20 protein-coding genes are annotated in these 18,775 nt (G+C 57.7%); 10 read left to right on the top strand and 10 right to left on the bottom strand.

Annotated elements, in window-relative coordinates:
• Positions 1-50 precede the first annotated feature (50 nt).
• On the bottom strand, positions 51-1,580 hold the full coding sequence (locus AC0V61_RS11045; protein WP_486157500.1) for an amidase: 1,530 nt from the start codon (positions 1,578-1,580) through the stop codon (positions 51-53).
• A gap of 114 nt (positions 1,581-1,694) precedes the next feature.
• Here AC0V61_RS11045 and AC0V61_RS11050 point away from each other — a divergent pair, with 114 nt between their 5' ends.
• From AC0V61_RS11050 to AC0V61_RS11065, 4 genes are all read left to right on the top strand, one after another.
• Entirely contained in the window at positions 1,695-2,411 is a 717-nt protein-coding gene (locus AC0V61_RS11050) for an ATP-dependent Clp protease proteolytic subunit (RefSeq protein WP_486157502.1), read from the top strand.
• Between the two features lie 207 nt (positions 2,412-2,618).
• Positions 2,619-3,884, top strand: coding sequence for an ATP-dependent Clp protease ATP-binding subunit ClpX (gene clpX / locus AC0V61_RS11055; protein ID WP_486157503.1), 1,266 nt, complete (start codon positions 2,619-2,621; stop codon positions 3,882-3,884).
• Positions 3,885-3,902: 18 nt separating this feature from the next.
• Complete coding sequence (locus AC0V61_RS11060) at positions 3,903-4,217, top strand: hypothetical protein (protein ID WP_486157505.1); 315 nt, start codon at positions 3,903-3,905, stop codon at positions 4,215-4,217.
• Positions 4,218-4,256: 39 nt separating this feature from the next.
• On the top strand, positions 4,257-4,949 hold the full coding sequence (locus tag AC0V61_RS11065) for an aspartate/glutamate racemase family protein (RefSeq protein WP_486157507.1): 693 nt from the start codon (positions 4,257-4,259) through the stop codon (positions 4,947-4,949).
• Between the two features lie 118 nt (positions 4,950-5,067).
• On the opposite strand, the gene AC0V61_RS11070 is transcribed toward AC0V61_RS11065, so the two are convergent.
• The 4 genes from AC0V61_RS11070 to mtgA all read right to left on the bottom strand — a co-directional run bounded on the left by AC0V61_RS11070 (position 5,068) and on the right by mtgA (position 7,998).
• Positions 5,068-5,634: a fasciclin domain-containing protein gene (locus tag AC0V61_RS11070; RefSeq protein ID WP_486157509.1), complete on the bottom strand. Its 567-nt coding sequence runs from the start codon at positions 5,632-5,634 to the stop codon at positions 5,068-5,070.
• A gap of 149 nt (positions 5,635-5,783) precedes the next feature.
• Complete coding sequence (locus AC0V61_RS11075; RefSeq protein WP_486157511.1) at positions 5,784-6,563, bottom strand: anti-sigma factor; 780 nt, start codon at positions 6,561-6,563, stop codon at positions 5,784-5,786.
• Positions 6,560-7,150 carry a sigma-70 family RNA polymerase sigma factor gene (locus tag AC0V61_RS11080; RefSeq protein WP_486157513.1) on the bottom strand — a complete coding sequence of 197 codons (591 nt, stop codon included), beginning with the start codon at positions 7,148-7,150 and terminating at the stop codon, positions 6,560-6,562. Before AC0V61_RS11080 ends, AC0V61_RS11075 begins: the two co-directional genes overlap by 4 nt.
• A 167-nt stretch (positions 7,151-7,317) precedes the next feature.
• Positions 7,318-7,998 carry a monofunctional biosynthetic peptidoglycan transglycosylase gene (gene mtgA, locus AC0V61_RS11085; RefSeq protein ID WP_486157515.1) on the bottom strand — a complete coding sequence of 227 codons (681 nt, stop codon included), beginning with the start codon at positions 7,996-7,998 and terminating at the stop codon, positions 7,318-7,320.
• Positions 7,999-8,139: 141 nt separating this feature from the next.
• Here mtgA and AC0V61_RS11090 point away from each other — a divergent pair, with 141 nt between their 5' ends.
• Positions 8,140-9,489 (top strand): M20 metallopeptidase family protein, encoded by a 1,350-nt coding sequence (locus AC0V61_RS11090; RefSeq protein WP_486157517.1) that lies wholly within the window; start codon positions 8,140-8,142, stop codon positions 9,487-9,489.
• Here the strand turns inward: AC0V61_RS11090 and AC0V61_RS11095 are convergent.
• Both AC0V61_RS11095 and AC0V61_RS11100 read right to left on the bottom strand, forming a co-directional pair.
• Positions 9,486-10,127 (bottom strand): sortase domain-containing protein, encoded by a 642-nt coding sequence (locus AC0V61_RS11095; protein ID WP_486157519.1) that lies wholly within the window; start codon positions 10,125-10,127, stop codon positions 9,486-9,488. The two genes, AC0V61_RS11090 and AC0V61_RS11095, sit on opposite strands and share 4 nt — an antisense overlap.
• Entirely contained in the window at positions 10,127-12,388 is a 2,262-nt protein-coding gene (locus tag AC0V61_RS11100; RefSeq protein ID WP_486157521.1) for a marine proteobacterial sortase target protein, read from the bottom strand. The genes AC0V61_RS11095 and AC0V61_RS11100 overlap by 1 nt, the downstream gene beginning before the upstream one ends.
• A 172-nt stretch (positions 12,389-12,560) precedes the next feature.
• Here AC0V61_RS11100 and AC0V61_RS11105 point away from each other — a divergent pair, with 172 nt between their 5' ends.
• Entirely contained in the window at positions 12,561-13,322 is a 762-nt protein-coding gene (locus tag AC0V61_RS11105) for a helix-turn-helix domain-containing protein (protein WP_486157523.1), read from the top strand.
• A gap of 21 nt (positions 13,323-13,343) precedes the next feature.
• Here AC0V61_RS11105 and AC0V61_RS11110 read toward each other — a convergent pair whose 3' ends face one another.
• The 3 genes from AC0V61_RS11110 to AC0V61_RS11120 all read right to left on the bottom strand — a co-directional run bounded on the left by AC0V61_RS11110 (position 13,344) and on the right by AC0V61_RS11120 (position 15,944).
• Complete coding sequence (locus AC0V61_RS11110; RefSeq protein ID WP_486157525.1) at positions 13,344-13,874, bottom strand: hypothetical protein; 531 nt, start codon at positions 13,872-13,874, stop codon at positions 13,344-13,346.
• A gap of 102 nt (positions 13,875-13,976) precedes the next feature.
• Complete coding sequence (gene rpoH, locus AC0V61_RS11115) at positions 13,977-14,876, bottom strand: RNA polymerase sigma factor RpoH (protein ID WP_486157527.1); 900 nt, start codon at positions 14,874-14,876, stop codon at positions 13,977-13,979.
• Positions 14,877-14,990: 114 nt separating this feature from the next.
• Complete coding sequence (locus AC0V61_RS11120) at positions 14,991-15,944, bottom strand: RluA family pseudouridine synthase (protein ID WP_486157529.1); 954 nt, start codon at positions 15,942-15,944, stop codon at positions 14,991-14,993.
• A 17-nt stretch (positions 15,945-15,961) separates the two neighbouring features.
• Here AC0V61_RS11120 and AC0V61_RS11125 point away from each other — a divergent pair, with 17 nt between their 5' ends.
• From AC0V61_RS11125 to aqpZ, 4 genes are all read left to right on the top strand, one after another.
• On the top strand, positions 15,962-16,357 hold the full coding sequence (locus AC0V61_RS11125) for a M67 family metallopeptidase (RefSeq protein ID WP_486157531.1): 396 nt from the start codon (positions 15,962-15,964) through the stop codon (positions 16,355-16,357).
• A gap of 140 nt (positions 16,358-16,497) precedes the next feature.
• Entirely contained in the window at positions 16,498-17,151 is a 654-nt protein-coding gene (locus tag AC0V61_RS11130; protein WP_486157533.1) for a histidine phosphotransferase family protein, read from the top strand.
• Between the two features lie 59 nt (positions 17,152-17,210).
• Complete coding sequence (locus AC0V61_RS11135) at positions 17,211-17,930, top strand: N-acetylmuramoyl-L-alanine amidase (protein WP_486159524.1); 720 nt, start codon at positions 17,211-17,213, stop codon at positions 17,928-17,930.
• A gap of 125 nt (positions 17,931-18,055) precedes the next feature.
• A complete protein-coding gene (gene aqpZ / locus AC0V61_RS11140; RefSeq protein ID WP_486157535.1) occupies positions 18,056-18,772 on the top strand; it encodes an aquaporin Z in 717 nt (238 codons plus the stop codon).
• Positions 18,773-18,775: the final 3 nt, after the last annotated feature.

Genomic DNA, 18,775 nt, shown 5'->3' on the forward strand with positions numbered 1-18,775 from the left:
AGAAATTCGAAAGCCTCGCCTCGGAATATTCCAGGCGGGGCTTTCTCGTTTTAGCCTTCAGGCGACCAGCGCTTGAAGCTTGGCTCCGGCAGTTCGGCGCTGCGCGCCCGCTCATACGCTGCGCCCACTTTTAGCACATCATGATCGGCCCATTTGGCCCCAAAGAAGCTGATCCCGACCGGCAGACGCTCCACACGGCCCATTGGCACGGTCAAGTGCGGATAGCCTGCAATCGCGGCAGGTGAGCCAAACCCGATGGAGCCGTTGAACTGGTCCCCCAGCACAAGGTCGCTCATCCAAGCCGGGCCGCGCGTTGGCGCGATGAGGAATTGCACATTGTGCTTGGCAAACAGCATGTCGAGCGTCTCTTTGCCCGCGATCCGCACCGCCGTTTCGCGCGCCTTTTCGTAGGCCTCCCGGTCGGTTGTCATTTCAGCTGCCTGAAAAAGCCCCTGATCAAACCAGCGCATTTCTGTTTCGGCATTCTCTTTGTTGAATGCGATTAGGTCGGCCAGGCTGCGCGGTGCAACGTCGCTATCGGTTTCGCCCGGGCCGCCTCCAATGGCAGGAATGCTCTCGAGATATTTGCCCATCTCTTTACGCAGTTCGAACAAGAGAACGGTAAAGCTGTTGCCGTACATTTCGGTGTTCACTTCATGCTCGATATCCACGAGCACCGCGCCTGCGCGTTCAAGGTCGGCAAGGGCGGCGGCGAACACGTTTTCGACCTGATCGTTGTCACCGATTTGACCACGCATCACGCCAATGCGCACGCCCTGAAGGGAATAATCGCTAAGACCTGCGGTGTAGTCGCTCACCCGAACTGCATCCGATGTGGCGCTGTCGGCGGGGTCTTCGCCCGCAATCGCGGTGAGCAATAAAGCAGCGTCGTACACCGTCTTTGTCATTGGCCCTGCGGTGTCCTGCGTGCTGGAAATCGGCACCACATGGGTGCGGCTAACGATGCCAACGCTGGGTTTAAACCCGACCACGCCGTTGATGGAGGCAGGGCAGGTGATCGAGCCATTGGTCTCTGTCCCAATCGCGCCCCAGGCAAAGCCAGCGGCCACCGCTGCCCCGCTTCCCGACGAAGAGCCGCAGGAATTGCGGTCAATGGCGTGAGGGTTGCGGGTAAGGCCTCCCACCGCGCTCCACCCGCTGGTTGAGCTGTTTGAACGGATGTTTGCCCATTCTGACAGGTTTGCTTTGCCCAGAACCACTCCGCCCGCCGCGCGCATATTGGCGATCAGAGGCGCATCCCGCCTAGTGAAGTTGTGTCGCAGCGCCAAACTGCCTGCGGTCGTGGGAAATTCCTCTGTCTCGATATTGTCCTTCACCAGCACCGTGCGCCCGCGCAAAATGCCCACGTCCGACATCTCGCGCGCCTTGAAACCGGCGGTATAGGAATAGGTAATGACCGCATTGAGCCCGTTTTCACCGTCATCATATTTCTTGATGCGCTCAACCTGCTCGCCGACCTCTTTGACAGCGTCATATTCGGGTGGGTTTTCCTGAGCATTGAGGGAAACGGGGCCAAGGGCGAGCGAAAGCGCGATTAGCGAAACGAGAGGTTTTTTCATGGGCGCAAACCTCGCACTTTTGGAGCTTTTGCCCAAGAGCAAAGTTAACGCCCTTGAAGAATGGACTTATCCGTCCGACATAGGACGCCAACATTCTTGATGAGGAAATACTCGATGATCGATCTGTTCGGCAATTCTGGCGAAACCTTCGGCTCGCAAGGGCAGTTTGGGCATGATCCCGTGACCGGCGCATTGGTGCCGACCGTGGTCGAGCAATCCTCACGCGGTGAGCGCGCGTTTGATATCTTCTCGCGCCTTCTTCGCGAACGCATCGTGTTCGTAACGGGTCAGGTCGAAGACAATATGGCCTCGCTGATCGTGGCGCAGCTCCTCTTCCTCGAAAGCGAAAACCCTTCCAAGCCGATTTCGATGTATATCAACTCGCCCGGCGGCGTTGTGACCGCGGGCATGGCGATCCATGACACGATGCAATACATCAAGCCTCGCGTATCCACCGTATGTATCGGTCAGGCGGCTTCCATGGGCTCATTCCTGCTGGCAGCGGGTGAGCCGGGGATGCGTGTCGCGTTGCCAAATGCGCGGATCATGGTGCACCAACCATCGGGCGGCGCTCGCGGTATGGCATCGGATATCGAAATTCAGGCGCGCGAAATCCTGCGCATTCGCACTCGGTTGAACGATCTTTATGTGAAATACACAGGCCAAAGCCTCGACGACATCGAAGCTGCGATGGACCGCGACACCTTCCTCGAAGCTGAAGAAGCCAAAAAGTTCGGCCTCGTCGACAAAGTCTTCGAAACCCGCCCTGAGGCAGGGGATGAGGCAGGGGAAGGATCGGACGACAAAGGTTCAGGCGGAGCGCCAGAATAACCGGTAACCAACGCCCGGCCCCGCGCCCCAATGCGGGACGCGAGGGCAACAGGCTTAATGCCATGTCCACTTTTTGGGCGTTATTATCGGCATTGCGGATCAAAAATGCTGCGCCATGTGTTGATTCATGTGGGCAGCTAGATACACTTGCCGAATCCGGTGTTGTGTCTTTGGTGAAGACGAACGCGGATTCGAGGAACATTAGGAATGACCAAATTGAGCGGATCTGACAGCAAAAGCACCCTCTACTGCAGCTTCTGTGGGAAGTCGCAGCATGAAGTGCGCAAGCTTATCGCTGGACCCACGGTGTTCATTTGCGATGAATGTGTTGAACTTTGCAACGACATCATCCGCGAAGAGACCAAAGCTGGCATCGCTGGCAAGAAAGAGGGCGAGGTTCCAACTCCGTCCGAAATCTTCGCAACGCTCAACGATTATGTGATTGGTCAGAAATCCGCCAAGCGCAATCTCTCGGTTGCGGTTCACAACCACTACAAGCGCCTAAAGCACTCAGGCAAAGCGGGCGAAGTTGAGTTGGCGAAGTCCAACATCTTGCTTGTTGGTCCAACCGGCACGGGTAAGACGCTACTGGCCCAAACACTGGCACGCACATTTGATGTGCCGTTCACGATGGCTGATGCGACGACGCTTACCGAAGCGGGCTATGTGGGTGAGGATGTTGAGAACATCATCCTCAAATTGCTTCAGGCGTCTGACTACAACGTCGAAAAAGCCCAGCACGGCATCGTCTACATCGATGAGATCGACAAGATCACCCGTAAGGCCGAAAACCCATCCATCACACGCGATGTATCGGGTGAAGGCGTGCAGCAAGCGCTGCTCAAGCTGATGGAAGGCACCACCGCATCTGTGCCTCCACAAGGTGGCCGTAAGCACCCGCAGCAGGAATTCCTGCAAGTGGACACGACCAACATCCTGTTCATCTGCGGCGGCGCTTTTGCGGGCCTAGATAAGATTATCGCTGACCGGTTGCAGAAACGCTCCATCGGTTTTGGCGCGCATGTCGCCGATCCTGAAAAACGCCGCATTGGTGAGCTTCTGGAAAAGAGCGAGCCTGAGGATCTCCTCAAGTTTGGTCTGATCCCGGAATTCGTTGGCCGTCTGCCGGTAATCGCGACGCTGCACGACCTTGATGTCGATGCGCTGGTGACGATCCTGCAAGAGCCCAAAAACGCTCTGGTGAAGCAATATCGCAAGCTGTTCGAACTCGAAGATGTGGACCTCACCTTCACTGACGAGGCCCTTAAAGCCATCGCCGAACGCGCGATCAAGCGTAAGACAGGCGCTCGCGGCCTTCGTTCTATCGTCGAAGGCATCCTGCTCGACACGATGTTTGACCTTCCCGATATGGAAGGCGTGACAGAGATCGTGATCGACGAAGACGTGGTCGGCGGCAAGAAAGACCCCGTGCGCGTTCACGGCGGTGAAGAGGCGAAGGAAGAGGCGGCCTGATAAAAGGCGTGCCCAGCTTTGGCTGAGCAAGAGTTCTTTGTTGCTGCCGTTATTGCCTTGCTTGGATGGGGTGTAGCTAGCGGGCTGGCCGCAATCCGGGCTCGTACCTTAAAAACGGACAGCGCTAAGTCGCTGTGTTGGACGGTCCCGTTCCTGGGCCTGCTTGTGTGGGCATATCTGATCTACGAAGGCCTCTATGGCAAAGCGAGCGGGTTTCGTTCTCTTGCGCTGGGTCTTGTGTCGATCGCCTTTTACTTGCTGACCGTTTGTTTGCCACTGGCACAGTTGCTGTTTGGCTATCTGGCACGAGCAATTGACCTGAGTGATGAGTGACACATTCGCTCTTACACCTATTATGAGAGGACAGGGTTGATGCGCACCATCGGCATCATCGGCGGAATGAGCTGGGAAAGCTCGGCGCAATATTACGCCTTGATCAATCGCGGTGTGCGTGATCGGTTGGGGCCGGCGCATTCGGCGAAAATCCTCATGCACAGCCTCGATTTCGGCCCCATTGCGGGGCTTCAGGCTGCGGGCGAATGGGATGAGCTTGCCGAAGTGCTCGCAGACAGCGCCCGCTCGCTTGAGGCGGGCGGGGCGGAGTGTATCCTCATCGCCACCAATACCATGCATAAGCTTGCGGATGAAGTGGAGGAGGCGGCGGACCTGCCGCTCATCCATATCGCGGATCCTGCTGCCGATGCGATTTGCGATGCCGGGATCACCAAGGTGGCACTATTGGGGACGGCCTTCACCATGGAAGAGCCATTTTACCGCGAGCGGCTGGAGGAATATCACGGCCTCGATGTGATCATCCCCGAGCCAGACGCCCGCGCTGAAATCCACCGCGTAATCTATGAAGAGCTAATTGCGGGGCAAGTGAACGAGGCCTCGCGCGAAGCATACCGCGAGATAATCGCAGAGCTTATTGATGAGGGCGCTGGGGGCATCATCCTTGGCTGCACCGAAATCGGGCTCCTGATCGATCAGAGTGACAGTGCAGTGCCGCTCTTCGACACCACTAAACTTCACGCCCAAGCTGCGGTTGAATTCGCTCTCAGCTAACCCTCAATAAAAACCCCGCCTGGCTCAGGGGGAGAGCCAGGCGGGGCGGTTACAAGCGTCTCTTGGTTGGGAGGGGGACAGGTAAGAGACGCCTGTTTTCAGCGGGGTGTGAGAGAAGTTACGCCGGCAGGAAGACGCCGTCCGTTACATGGATGATGCCGTTTGAGGTGCTCACATCGGCGGTGGTGACAGCGGTCGCGCGGCCTTTCGCGTCGGTTACCACGATATTCTCGCCTGAAAGCCGCGCTTCGAGGACGCCGCCAGCAAGAGTCTTAATCCGGGCGATCCCGTCATGGCTGTCGTTAATGTATCCAAGGATCATCTCGCTCGTGATGCGGCCGCCCACTACGTGATAGGTGAGGACGCCGGTGAGGGCCTCTTTGTTTTCCGGCTTCACGAGGGTGGCGACGGTGCCTTCGGGCAATTTTGCAAAAGCTGTGTCAGTTGGGGCAAAAACGGTGAAGGCGCCCGGTGTGGAGAGTGTGTCCACAAGACCCGCCGCTTGGACTGCGGTGACGAGCGTGTTGTGGACGCCGGTGCTTTGTGCGGTCTGGACGATGTTGGGCGTTTCAGCGGCGCGCTGCTTGTGTGCGGCGAGCGGGGTTGTGCTTACTGCAACAAGGCCGGTGGTGGCAGCGGCAAGAGCGATCGAGATGGTACGGAAGGTCTTGAATTTCTTGGACATAAGGGATCTCCAGTTGATGCAAGCCCTCCCGGTCTTGCATTGAAAATTACGCAAGACTGATCGATACGGATGCGACAATCCCAAATTTTTTCTGAATATTTCAAGAAGGCACTGGATTCTTTGGTCTTTTATTTGACCACTTCCAACGTTCAGACTGTGTTGAATGCACCTTCAGCCACAACCGGCCCTGCATCCACGCCTTCTGGCTTACCGCCAATAGGTTCACGCGTGAGCACAAGACCCACCCCATCGCCCATGTTGGCGATCGTGTCATTGCTAAGCTCTTTGCTCAGCACTTCGCCAGGCTTCACAACGCCAAGCGATTGAAGCGCGCTGCCATCTGCTGGCACCAACCACAGCTCATGGTCGTGAACACCGTCAGCGGTAAGGCCAATGGCTCCGACCAAAAGCTTTTCGCTTTCAGGGATATACGTGACATCAAGGCGAAGCCCTGTATCTCCGATTGGCACTTGCGCCACCAATGGATCGGTTGCCGCCAAGCTGGGCCCATCGGGTGTTGGCGCAAGGGATCCGGGTTCGCTTCCGGGGCTGAATACCATCACGGCAAGCATAAGGGCAGCTGCGGCAGAGGTGATGCCTGCTGTCCATTGCCAACGCTTAAGCCGGGCAGTGAGGTCGATGACATTGGAAGTGCCCGTTGGCGCAACCGATGCAACTTCGAGCGCTTTTACCTCTGCATCGATGCGTGCCCAGATTGCATCGCTCGGTTCAGCACCGGCGATCTCATCGCTCCATGGCGCGAACCAATTGTCCCACCAATCTTTGCGACTTGCATAGTCGGGGGCCGAAGCAATCTTCCCGCGTGACGTAAGCAATTCCTCGCCCTCAAGCAGGCCAAGAGCATGCTCAGCCGCGCGCATTGGATCATCGCGTTCTGCGTCGTCGAAAAGTGTTTTATCGGTGCTCATACGGCTTCGCTTGCCTCCAAACAGGCACGCAGTTTTTGCAAACCACGGCGAATCCAGCTTTTCATCGTGCCAAGAGGCACATCTGCGCGTTCTGCAAGCTCTGCATAGGTAAAGCCATCGAGAAAGGCGCTTCGGATATGTGTTTGCGTGCGTTCATCAAGCCCTTGAATGCACTTGTGAATTTGCGCCGATTTTTCTGCATCCACCAAAAGGGCATCCGCCAATGGCGCGCTATCGGGCAGTGGCATGGCCTCTTCCACAGGTACAGCTCCGCCGCGCACTTTGCCGGTGCGCAGACGATCAATCGCACGGTTGCGCGCGAAGGTTGCGAGCCACGAAATGGGGCTTGCTCTCTCCGGGTCGTACCGGTCGGCTTTCTGCCAAAGATTGATGTATACGTCTTGCAAGGCGTCTTCTGCTTCTTTCTGATCACCCAAGATACGCAGGCAAATCCCAAATAGCTTCACCCGGGTCGCCTCGTAAATTTCCTCTAGCGCTGCGCTGTCACCATCGGCGAGCCGAACCATAGCGGCGCGTAGGCGTTCACGTGCGATTGTTGCGGCGGGATCATCGCGGCCATCAGCCATCGTGCGACCCTCCGGCTGCACGGATCATTGACCAGATTGGCTGACATCGCACTGTGTAAACGTTCCTCACAAGCGTCCCTTGAGCATTGGGCGGGCTTTTGGTCAATCCTTGCATTGATTGCAATTGGCCCTTTGGTTTTGGGGACGACTGGGCGGTGGAAAGGTTCCTATTCGTAGACACATGCGCCAAGGCCGCTCGCCTTCACATCACCGATGCTGCGTTCAATGCGATTGCCGTGGCGTGCGAGCCATCCGCCGGGGTTTTTGACTGAACGCTTTTTGGGCAGCGGTAAGGCCACTGCCATACGGCTGGCTTCATCGGGCGTGAGCTGAGCGGCGGAATGCCCGAAATATCGCTGTGCACCGGCTTCCGCGCCGTAAGTCCCGATGCCTGTCTCCGCGACATTGAGATAGACCTCCATGATGCGTTCCTTGCCCCAAACCGCCTCGATCCAGAAGGTGAACCACGCCTCGAACGCCTTGCGCACGTACCCGCCGCCTTGCCAGAGAAACACGTTTTTGGCGGTCTGTTGGCTAATGGTGGAGCCACCTCTGATACGGCCACCTTGCGCGTTTGCACGCGCTGCCTTTTCGATGGCTTCGGTATCAAAACCCCAATGTTCGCAGAACTTTGCGTCCTCCGCAGCGATGACGGCATAGACGAGATTGGGATCGATGTTTTCGAGCGCTTCCCAATCCTTAGTGATCGAATGTTCATCCATCACCATTGTTGCGGTCATGGGCACGGGGATCCACTTAAAGGCGATCACCAGCAACAGGCTGAGCCCTACAAACCACAAGATGATCTTTGCCAAAATGCGGGCGAATATTGAGCCGATACGCTTCATAATGGGTGATTTAGGAAGCAAGTGATGAACGCGCAATTGAAAGAAATCGCTCGGGGAATTGCGAGGCCAATTGTTTGAGGGCAACTTGCATGGAGGCGCGCTGCGTGCTTGATGGGCGAAAATCATATCGGGGAAACCATCATGACATTCATCCGCACCACCGCAACCGCGATTGCTCTTGCGCTTGCGAGTACATCGATCGTTGCAAGCGCTGACGATCATGCGGCTGATCACGCAGCCATTAAATCGGCGGTCGAAGCGGATTTTGACAGCTATCTCGCCCCGCTTTTTCTGCACTTCCATCGCAATCCTGAGCTGTCTTTCCTCGAAAACCAGACCGCTGCACGCATGGCGCAGGAGCTGCGCGATGCTGGCGTTGAGGTGACCGAGGGAGTGGGCGGCACAGGCGTTGTGGGCATGCTCGAAAATGGTGCAGGGCCGCTGATCCTGATCCGTGCGGATATGGACGGGCTTCCCGTACTGGAGAAGTCGGGTCTCGATTATGCCTCGACCGCCAAGCAAGTGGGGCAGGACGGCAAGGAATACCCCGTGATGCACGCCTGCGGGCACGATGTGCACATCACCTCTCTGGTGGGCACCGCGCGCCGGCTTATGGCGATGCGCGATCAGTGGTCGGGCACCATCATGTTTATCGTGCAACCTGCCGAAGAGCGCGTGGGCGGGGCAAAAGCGATGCTGGCTGATGGGCTTTATGAACGGTTCGGTACGCCCGACTATGCGCTCGCCTTCCACGTCGCCTCGGTCCTGCCAACGGGCAAAGTCTCCGCTGCGGAGGGCATTCAATATTCAAGCGCGGACAGCGTCGATATCAAAGTTCCCGGCATCGGCGCGCACGGTGCAAGCCCCCATGCAGGGCGCGATCCGGTTTATATCGCCAGCCAAATCGTGACGGCGCTCCAGTCTATCGTGAGCCGCGAAGTGCAACCGCTCCAGCCAGCGGTCATCACGGTGGGCTCATTCCATTCAGGGTCCAAGCACAACATCATCTCTGACCTTGCAGAGCTTCAACTGACGGTGCGCGCCAATGACGAAAAAGTGCGCGCGCAATTGCTTGAGAGCATTAAGCGTATCGCTGTGAACACGGGCAAAGCGCACGGGCTTCCCGATGACATGCCGGTTGAAGTGGTTGTGAGCGAGGGCACGCCGGTCACGTATAATGACGTCGCATTGGCAAAGCGTCTCAATGGCGTGATGAAGCGTGACCTTGGCGAAGAGAGCTTCCTTGAGTTCCAGCAAAAGGGCATGGGTGCAGAGGATTTCTCCTACTTCGTGGCCGAGGATATGGGCGTGCCGGGTTATTACTTCGCGGTTGGCGGCACCCCTCAATCGGCCTTTGACGCGGCCGAAAATGGTGGGCCAGCGGTGCCAAGTCACCACTCGCCATTATTCAAAGTCGCCCCGCGTCCCAGCGTCACTCTCGGCACGCGCGCAATGATTGCTGCTGTGCTGGACCTTGCGCCTTCGAACTAGGTTTCAGATACTAGCTCGGCCCACGCCACACGGCGCAACGGGCCGGGCGTTGTGCTTCCAAACGGGTAACAGGTGGTGAGGGCAAGCAGGCCTCCATCACCAAACCCGCGACCGTCATGTGGATGCACAAATTCGTCCCAGCGCACGGTTTCCATATGCGTGATGCGATAGCGGGCCTCGCTCCCATCGATCCGTTCCAGCGTGACCATATCGCCTTTGCGAAGGTCTTGGACGAATTCGAAATGCGTATCGCGGTGGGCGGCCAGGACGGTCAGAGCGCGGGGTTGATCATCGACCAGCGCCGTGGGCCCAAACGCCATTGCTTCGCCCGAGCCGCCCGAAAGCACCACATCGCTCGCCCCCAGTCTGGGCACTGAAATGCGAGCGATGGGCGCTGTATCGGCCCAGCTCCATGGTTTGACCGGAGTGCCTGTATCGACGCTCTGGTCAAAGGCGCGGGTCAGAAGCACCTGCGCCACTTCAGCCTTCAGCGGAATGTAGAGTGCCTTGGCAGTCATCACAGCGCCGCTCAAAAGCAACGCTGCGATGACGATAAAGGGAAGGGCGCGCGGAAATGCTCCTTTCTGATGCGCGCACCCTTCATGGAGGACAAGGTTATGGGGGGCAGTGGCTTGCATCACATGCTCGCCAGCTGAGGAGCACGATGGGTGCGTTGCTCGCGCCGCCACCACATGGCACCGCCGATCCCGGAGAGGAGCAGGGTGAGGCCCATCATCAGCGTCAACTGATACCCGGTAAAGGTGTTGGGCAGCTCCAGCCGCTTGCGTTCTTCGCTATTGCGGCTTGGCATTTCGCGTGAGCCATTGGCGAATTGCACGCCAAAGAGGTGGTCGAAATCCCATCCCGCTGGCAGCAGCAGGGGCAGTTCTTCGCGTGTCAATCGGGCACCATCAGGACGGCTCGGCGTATCATCCACTGCGATAAGGCTGGTGCGGCTGGTGACGAGATGGAAGTCCATGCCCAGCTCCTCAATCGAGGCATCAGCGCGTTCATAAGTGGTCTCGCCCGAGTAACGCTCAGCCTCGACCTCCTTGATCCTGCGGCGCGCCCAGAGTTTGGCGACCACATCGCTCTCGCTCGCATTGGTGAGGTCCACCCGGCGGCTCCAGCGCTTTCCATCGGTGGTCCCGCTGACGGTCAGAGTGCCTTGCAGATGCTTGGTCCGGCCCAGCAGCACCAGCGGCTCACCAGCATAAAGGTCAGGCAAATCACGCGGGGCAAAGTCGATATTTCCGCCGGTGACGTTCGCGGTGATGTTGGTGGCAATGGGCTTGCTGAGACGATCGAGCAAGCGCTGCATTTGCGGCTCGGCCTCATCGCCATAGCCCACATTGGTGAAGGTCCCGCGCCCTGCCTCTGCCATGCGGCTCATCAGGTAGTTGTTGGGAGCCGAGCCGATACCGACCATGAAGATGCGGGAACTGCCGCGGTTCTGGCTGATCTCGCTCATCATGGCTCTTTCGTTGGAGAGCCCGCCGTCGGTCATAAAGATGACTTGGCGAATGTGGGTTTCGCTTCGCGGAGCGTTCAAAGCTGCTTGGAGAGCAGGGAGCATCTCAGTGCCGCCGTCTGCGTTAAGACCGTGAGTGAAGCTTTTGGCCGTAGCGATATTCTCATCGCTCGCAGGCACGGCGTTTACGAACAGCTCGTCCATCGTATGGTCGAAGCGGATGATATTGAACCGATCCTGTGGGCGCAGGGTCTCGAGCGCATAGAGCAAGCTCCGGCGCGCAGCGGGCATGCTCTCGCCTGCCATGGAGCCCGAATTGTCGATCACAAAGATCATTTCACGCGGTGGTACTTCGGTGCTGGCACGCTCAACGCTAGGAGGTGTGATCGTTGCCATCACATAATTGAGGCTGCCGTGCTTTTGCTTGAACATGCCCAATTGCGGCACTTCATCGCCCGCGCTCCATCGCAGTTCGAAGTCCTTGTTTGCGGGCACAGCGCCGTCCTTAAGCGTGATGGTGCGTGTCTTGCCTTCGCCTGCCACTTTGACCGCGTGATAGGGGCTGGAGATATCCTTCGCGGTAAAGCCGGGTTCAAGGTTCACCGTGATCGAGACAGGGTTGAGCCCGCTTCCAGCCTTGGCGACCATCTTGGGGTCTGCTGTGGGCGCAAGGATATCGCTAGAGCCCGCCAAAAGCGCAGCGCGTGAAAGCGAGCCGTTTTCATTCGCGCTGCCCGCGATATAGCGCGGACCCACCACCAGAGGCATTCTCAGCGAGTAATTACCCTTGATTTGCTTGATCGGAGCCTGAAATTCGATCTGCACCAGAACCGTCTCACCGGGGCCCACATTGGCGATGGAATTGCGGAACATATTGGGGCGGTGCTGTTCGACAAGGCCTGCCTTCTGCCCATTCGCTTTGGCTTCCTCATAGATTTGCCTGGCCTCTTCCTTAGGCTTGATCTTGCCAGAGAAGATGCGGTCGCCAACCACCATCTGAAGCGTGTCCACCGCGCCGTCTTCGGGCAAGGGGTAGAGATAGGTCGCTTCCATCCAATCGTCCGACGTGTTGCGGAAGGCCTGTGTGACGGTCACGCGGGCAGTCTGGCCCGAGACGTCTGCGACAATATCTGTGCCAAGACGCACGGCGGGGACATTGGTCACGGCGCCATCCCCGCTAGAGCCGCGCAGCATCAGGCCGCCCTCTGAGGTTGCGGGCGTGTAGCTGGCCCGTTCAGCTTGAGGCGATGTGGGGGCGCTATTGTTGGCGCTGTTATAGGGGGCGGGGTTCGCTCCCGCTCGCGATCCGAGTGACATTGCGGTCACCGCGAAGAGCGCCAGAACGCCCAAAACACCCATCACCACCAGCGCATCCCGATTGGGGAACACCTCAACTAAGCCAATTCCTTTTGGTGCAATTCGTCGCACGTAAGCCTCCATTCATCTATAAGATGTATCTCACTTGCGACGAACTGAGCGGCGGCGCCACGGCCAAGAAAAGCCAATTTCTGCCGGTTTGTGCGCAAGGCGCGGCGAGGATGTGAGGGAATTTGCGGATTTGTCCGGTTTTGTGTGACTTGAGAGCGATAAACAGGAGGAAATGATGGGGTATGCGGGTGTGATTGGGGAATTTGACGACGCTGTTGTGGCGGTGCGCCTGCGAGAAGAGATCGCGCGCCAGAGGATTTCGCGGGCGGGGCTAGCGCAATCGGCGCGGCTCTCTGTCTCAACGCTGGAAAAAGCGTTGTCTGGACGCAGGCGCTTTACTCTCGCAACTATCGTTCGGCTTGAGGAGGCCTTGGGCGCATCTTTGCGGGGTAGCGCGATGCCCGAACCCGAAGTTGCCGCTCCGGGTCCAGTGTTAGCCCCCGCCGAGATGGGCTCCTACGCCCGTCAAGCTGTGCGGTGGATCGAAGGCGAATACCTGACCTTGCGCGCAAGCTTTGGCGAAGAGGGCGCGGTCTACGCCTATCGCACCTGCATCCGCTGGGACGAGTGCAAGGGGCACCTCGTATTTTCCGAAAGCGATCGGCTGGACACAACTTTTGAGCAAGCAGGCTTTGTCTCTATGCCGCACCTCTCGGGGCATACATACCTGATGACGTCGGAAGGCGGGCAGTACCGAATGATTATGTTGGGCAGAGCCACGCGCGAGCAGCGTATGTTCGGCCTCCTCTCAACGCTGCAAGTGGGGCAGGGCTCGCAATTGGTGCCCGTGTCGTGTCCGGTGGCGTTTGTACCGCTCGAGCAGATGGAGGCGCCGGTCTTTGGATTGGTGCGCGAAGGTGATGCGCAGCTTGCCGAATACCGCGAGGTTCTCAATACAGCGATGGGCGACGATTTTTGTCGGTTGCGGGAGTGAGCACACCGTCCTGTGGCACTCTTAGTCGGACAGTTTTTCCATCGTAAGTTCACCAGCTCTTACGATTGGCTTACTGTCTGAAAACCCAAGCCATTTCCCTCTTGCTTTACGACCAACGCTCTCGAAGCGAACTTGATAAGCCCCGTGGTAACCCGCCGTGAAACCGGATTTATCGCTCCAGGTCCCCGTTAGTGTTTTCTCACCCTTATCTAATCGACCCACAAATAGGTATTTCACTTGCGATCCCGCTTGCTCGAATTCACCCACCGATACTACGTTACTGAAAAGCTTGTAGACCGTCGTTCTAGCTCTGTTTTCTGGCGGGTAAGCCTTACTCTTTACATGCCAACAGACTTCCCAGTCGCCAGAGATTACAGGATCACGCAAGAAGAACAGGATATTTGATCCGAGGCGCACGAACCAAAATTGCATTGCCAGTTTCTTGGAGAAGTCTCGGACCAATGCGGCGACCAGGGTTCTTATTAGAACTATCGCCGCACCAACGCCAATTGCGGTATAAAATTCGCTCGTGAAAAGCTGTATGTTTTCCATCGGTTGAAAGCTGAATTATTTTGACAGCTTAGTCGAGAGCTTTTGAAACAAAAAAGGGCGACCAGTCGGGCCGCCCTTTTCAATTCGATTTTAGGAAAATTCTCAAGCCATCCCAGGCAACAACCGCTCACCCGCAATCCGCTGCATTGCTTTTTGCAGCTTCTCAAAGGCGCGCACTTCGATCTGGCGGATACGCTCGCGGCTTACGTCGTAAACCTGTGAGAGCTCTTCCAACGTCTGCGGGCTTTCCGTCAGGCGGCGCTCGGTCAAGATGTGCTGCTCACGCTCATTCAGCGAGTCCATCGCCTCAACCAGCATTTCGTGGCGCACGCTCGCTTCTTCGGCATCGGCTACCGTTTCGTCCTGAAGCGGGGCGTCGTCCGTCAGCCAATCCTGCCATTCGCCAGCACCCTCTTCGCCATTGCGCATCGGTGTGTTGAGCGAGCCGTCGCCGCCCATCATCATCCGGCGGTTCATATTGACGACTTCTTGCTCTGGCACGCCAAGGTCTGTCGCGATTTTGGTCACGTCATCGGGGTGCAGATCGGAATCATCATATGCCTCAAGCTGTTTCTTCATCCGGCGAAGGTTGAAGAATAGCTTCTTCTGAGCCGCAGTGGTGCCCATTTTGACAAGGCTCCACGAGCGCAGGATGTATTCCTGCATGCTCGCCTTGATCCACCACATCGCGTAAGTCGCGAGGCGGAAACCACGGTCGGCTTCGAATTTCTTGACGCCCTGCATCAGGCCAACGTTCCCCTCTGAGATCAGATCCGAGACGGGTAGGCCATAGCCGCGGTAACCCATCGCGATTTTCGCAACGAGACGCAGGTGGCTTGATACCAATTGCGAAGCGGCTTCGGGGTCTTCGTGCTCCTCATAGCGCTTCGCAAGCATGTACTCTTGCTCAGCGGTCAGCACAGGGTATTTTTTGATTTCCGACAGATAGCGATTGAGGCTTTGCTCACCGCTCAGGGCCGGGACTTTTGCTGTAGTGCTCACGTTATTTCCAACCTTTCTTGCGTCGACCTCGTCGTGTCGGACCCCTGATGGGCATCCGGAGTTACGGGCCACATGGTTACATATATGCGAGTTCTGCTCATTTTGCAGCGCATTTCATCGATAAGAACACGCTAGTTTGTCGATTAGTTCCATCATATCCGCTGGTAAATCCGAGCTAAACCTTAGCTCTTGGTGAAGAACCGGGTGTAGGAAACCCAATTCTGCCGCGTGCAGCGCTTGCCGGGCGAAGTTTAGCTGACCAAGCAGCGGTTTGAGGGACTTGGGAGCTTTTCCGTATAATGGATCTCCTAATAGCGCATGGCCGATTGACGCACAGTGAACGCGGACCTGATGCGTGCGCCCGGTTTCCAAACGACATTCTATGAGGGAGGATGCATCCAACCGCTCAAGCACCTTGTAGTGGGTAACGGCGTGTTTCCCGCGTGAGGAATTCTTTGGCAGGACAGCCATTTTCTTTCGGTTGTGGTCTGAACGGCCGAGTTTTTCGTCTATTGTCGCTTCAGCAGGGCTTGGATGGCCCCCGCACACTGCAAGATAGCGGCGGTGTACGGAATGCTCGGCAAACTGCGCCGCTAACCCCTCGTGAGCGGCATCGGACTTTGCGACAACGAGCAGGCCTGAGGTATCCTTGTCGATGCGGTGGACGATACCGGGGCGTGCGACCCCGCCTATGCCCGACAGCGACCCGCCACAGTGGTGGAGGAGGGCATTCACCAGCGTTCCATCGGGATTGCCAGCGGCTGGGTGGACCACCATTCCGGCGGGCTTGTTCACGATGATGAGGTGCTCATCCTCAAACGCGACATCGAGCGGGATATCCTGCGGCTTCGCTTCGGCTTCGGCAGCGGCGGGTACGGTGATGTGAAAGCGAGTGCCTTCTGCAACCTTTGCGCTGGCAGAGGTGGCGGGTTTGCCATTCACTTCGACGCGGCCTTCACCGATCAGCGCCTGAGCGCGTGCACGTGATAATTCGGTCGCTTCGGCAAGCGCCTTATCGAGCCGTGCAGGGGCGACAAACACGCCTGTAATGACTTGACCCTCGGACATGGCTAAACCCATGGGCGATGGTAACACTCGTGACAAGTCAGGTGCTGGACGAGCTGCGCGCTGCGGCCGAACGTGCCCACCCGCAAGAGGCCTGCGGGATATTGCTCGGGGAGGGCGGCGCGATTACGCAATTTCGAGCGACCCGCAATGTTCACCAGTTTCCCCAAACGCATTTTGAAATCGATCCCCGCGCGCTCATCAATGCGTATCGCGAGAGCCGCGATGGCGGCGTGCAAGTGGTCGGCTATTTTCATTCGCATCCCGGCGGACCCGCTTCCCCCTCAAAGACCGATCAGGACATGGCGGCAGGCGATGGCAAGATCTGGGCGATTGCGGGGCAGGGTGAAATCCGGCTTTGGCGCGATGCCAAGGGCGGCTTTGAGCCGCTTTCCTACCAAGTCCGGAAGGCGTAAAGCGCCCCGTATGCGCCGTGCACACAGCAGATTTTTGAACCACTTTGGTGGAACAATGGTGCACCAGTGTGGCGGGATGGGTTTTTTGGGCTTAGACAGTGTGCCAAGTGTGCCAAACTTTGTACGGAACTAAGGGCTAAATGACCTCTCAAACTGATCTCGCCGCGCTTTTGTGTTCGCGCCTCTGCCACGATTTGCTCTCGCCTGTGGGCGCGCTTTCCAATGGGATTGAGCTGCTCGCGGATGAAACCGATCCGGAAATGCAAAAACGCTGCGTTGAGCTGCTTGAACAAAGCGCCAAGACCAGCACGGACAAGCTCAAATTCTTCCGCCTCGCCTTTGGCGCGGCTGGTGGTTTTGGCGAGTATGTGCCGGTGGAAGAAGCGCAGGAGGTCATCTCCTCGCTTGCATCGGATGCGAAGCGGGTGGAGCTGAACTGGGCGATTTCGGACGCTAAGCTACCCAAGGCGGCGATCAAGGTTATGCTAAACCTGTCGCAAATTGCGCTGGATGCGTTAGTTCGCGGCGGAACGCTCGATATCGGGGCGGAGCGCACTGGCGGTAATGTCGAGATCGTGGCGCGCGCGACGGCGGAAAAGCTGGCGTTCGATGAGACGATAGGTCTCGCGCTTCAGGGTCAACTTGACGCATCCGAAATCTCCAGCAGGACGGCAGCAGCCCATATGATCGCATTGCTGGCACAGGATATGGGCGGCGGATTGCAATTCGCGCTTGCCGATGGCGCATTGGTGCTGGGCGCTGTCTTGCCCGAGCCCGAAGGCATGATTGGGTGACAAACACGCTCCCGCCTGTCCCGCCCCTGGGGAGTTCGCCCGATGGAAGTTGGCGCGATATGGAGGTGGGCGAGCTGGTTCATCGCGTGGTGCCATCGCCCAATTGCAATGAACGCACGCTGCCGATCAGCATGCTGGTGGTGCACTACACTGAGATGAAGCCGGTTGAGACCGCGCTGGAGCGTCTTACCACCGAGGAAGGCGGCGTCAGCGCGCATTATCTCATCACCGAAGAGGGTGAGGTTATCCAACTCGTGAGCGAGGCCAAGCGTGCTTGGCATGCGGGCGCTTCTTATTGGCGTGGCACTAAGGATGTGAACTCGGCCAGCATCGGGATCGAGCTCGATCATCCGGGGCACGACCCTGCCAACGGCGGCTATCGCGGCTTTGCTGACGCGCAATTTGAGGCCCTGGTGCCCTTAGTCGCTCGCATCGTCAAAGACTACGATATTGCGCGGAGCAATGTGGTGGGGCATTCTGATGTGGCCCCTATGCGCAAAGTCGACCCCGGCGAATTGTTCCCGTGGGAGCGTCTGTCGGAATACGGCCTTTGCCTGCCAACCCCTGCCAAGTTTGAACAGGCTGATCCGTTCGACAATGACGGTGCGTTCCTCCTCGCGTTGGAGCGGTTCGGCTATGATATCACAGACGGTGTAAAGGCAATTGAGGCGTTTGAGAGGCGCTGGCGGCCTGAACGGATCGAAGGCCACGTCGATGCGCAACTGGGCGCGATTTTGTGGCAATTGTTGCTTGAGCGTGATCAGGGCCTTGTTCGCTAAGGGCGCCGCTAAAGGTCGCGCCAAGCGAAGGCGCGCGCCGCGATTTTACAATTACTCACAGCAGCACGCGGGAGAATGTGCTTTAGTGCAATTATTGCAACAACAACATCTGGGAGGGATCAAGGATGATGAAGAAACTTGGGGCCGAATTTATCGGCACGTTTTGGCTGGTATTCGGGGGCTGCGGGTCGGCGGTGCTCGCCGCTGGATTTCCTGAGCTTGGCATTGGTTTCGTGGGCGTATCGCTCGCCTTTGGTTTAACCGTCCTCACCATGGCCTATGCGGTCGGGGGTATCTCTGGCGGGCACTTCAACCCCGCCGTTTCGCTTGGCCTTGCAATCGGCAAGCGCTTCTCTTGGGGCGAGCTTGTCCCTTATTGGGCAGCGCAGCTCCTAGGCTCATTCACTGCTGCTGGTATGCTCTATGTCATCGCAAGCGGCGCGCCCGGCTTTGAAGCGGGCGGGTTTGGCTCAAACGGATATGGAGAGCTGTCGCCGGGTGGATACTCAATGACCGCCGCATTGGTGGCGGAGATTGTCCTTACGGCTGGCTTCCTGATCGTGATTTTGGGCGCGACCTCAGCCAAAGCGCCAGCAGGCTTTGCGCCGATCGCCATTGGTCTTGCCTTGACGCTGATCCACCTGATTTCCATTCCGGTGACCAACACTTCGGTAAACCCGGCCCGCTCAACCAGCGTTGCCTTCTATGCAGACACCGCCGCTGTGCCGCAATTGTGGCTGTTCTGGGTCGCGCCACTGGTGGGCGCTGCGATTGGTGCTGTGATCTGGGGGCTGATCACGCCTGACCAATCGCTCGAAAATATCGGTGGCACCGAAGACTAAGGC

The sequence above is a fragment of the Erythrobacter sp. JB1-4 genome (assembly GCF_057365025.1).

What these genes read in the sequence shown, in the direction of transcription:
- AC0V61_RS11065 (WP_486157507.1), top strand. Translation starts at nt 4,257, where the DNA reads ATGCGCACCATCGGCATCATCGGCGGAATGAGCTGGGAAAGCTCGGCG.
- AC0V61_RS11120 (WP_486157529.1), bottom strand. Translation starts at nt 15,944, where the DNA reads ATGTCCGAGGGTCAAGTCATTACAGGCGTGTTTGTCGCCCCTGCACGG.
- AC0V61_RS11045 (WP_486157500.1), bottom strand. Translation starts at nt 1,580, where the DNA reads ATGAAAAAACCTCTCGTTTCGCTAATCGCGCTTTCGCTCGCCCTTGGC.
- AC0V61_RS11105 (WP_486157523.1), top strand. Translation starts at nt 12,561, where the DNA reads ATGATGGGGTATGCGGGTGTGATTGGGGAATTTGACGACGCTGTTGTG.
- AC0V61_RS11050 (WP_486157502.1), top strand. Translation starts at nt 1,695, where the DNA reads ATGATCGATCTGTTCGGCAATTCTGGCGAAACCTTCGGCTCGCAAGGG.
- AC0V61_RS11135 (WP_486159524.1), top strand. Translation starts at nt 17,211, where the DNA reads ATGGAGGTGGGCGAGCTGGTTCATCGCGTGGTGCCATCGCCCAATTGC.
- AC0V61_RS11070 (WP_486157509.1), bottom strand. Translation starts at nt 5,634, where the DNA reads ATGTCCAAGAAATTCAAGACCTTCCGTACCATCTCGATCGCTCTTGCC.
- aqpZ (WP_486157535.1), top strand. Translation starts at nt 18,056, where the DNA reads ATGATGAAGAAACTTGGGGCCGAATTTATCGGCACGTTTTGGCTGGTA.
- clpX (WP_486157503.1), top strand. Translation starts at nt 2,619, where the DNA reads ATGACCAAATTGAGCGGATCTGACAGCAAAAGCACCCTCTACTGCAGC.
- AC0V61_RS11125 (WP_486157531.1), top strand. Translation starts at nt 15,962, where the DNA reads ATGGTAACACTCGTGACAAGTCAGGTGCTGGACGAGCTGCGCGCTGCG.
- AC0V61_RS11095 (WP_486157519.1), bottom strand. Translation starts at nt 10,127, where the DNA reads ATGCAAGCCACTGCCCCCCATAACCTTGTCCTCCATGAAGGGTGCGCG.
- AC0V61_RS11130 (WP_486157533.1), top strand. Translation starts at nt 16,498, where the DNA reads ATGACCTCTCAAACTGATCTCGCCGCGCTTTTGTGTTCGCGCCTCTGC.
- AC0V61_RS11090 (WP_486157517.1), top strand. Translation starts at nt 8,140, where the DNA reads ATGACATTCATCCGCACCACCGCAACCGCGATTGCTCTTGCGCTTGCG.
- AC0V61_RS11075 (WP_486157511.1), bottom strand. Translation starts at nt 6,563, where the DNA reads ATGAGCACCGATAAAACACTTTTCGACGACGCAGAACGCGATGATCCA.
- AC0V61_RS11110 (WP_486157525.1), bottom strand. Translation starts at nt 13,874, where the DNA reads ATGGAAAACATACAGCTTTTCACGAGCGAATTTTATACCGCAATTGGC.
- mtgA (WP_486157515.1), bottom strand. Translation starts at nt 7,998, where the DNA reads ATGAAGCGTATCGGCTCAATATTCGCCCGCATTTTGGCAAAGATCATC.
- AC0V61_RS11080 (WP_486157513.1), bottom strand. Translation starts at nt 7,150, where the DNA reads ATGGCTGATGGCCGCGATGATCCCGCCGCAACAATCGCACGTGAACGC.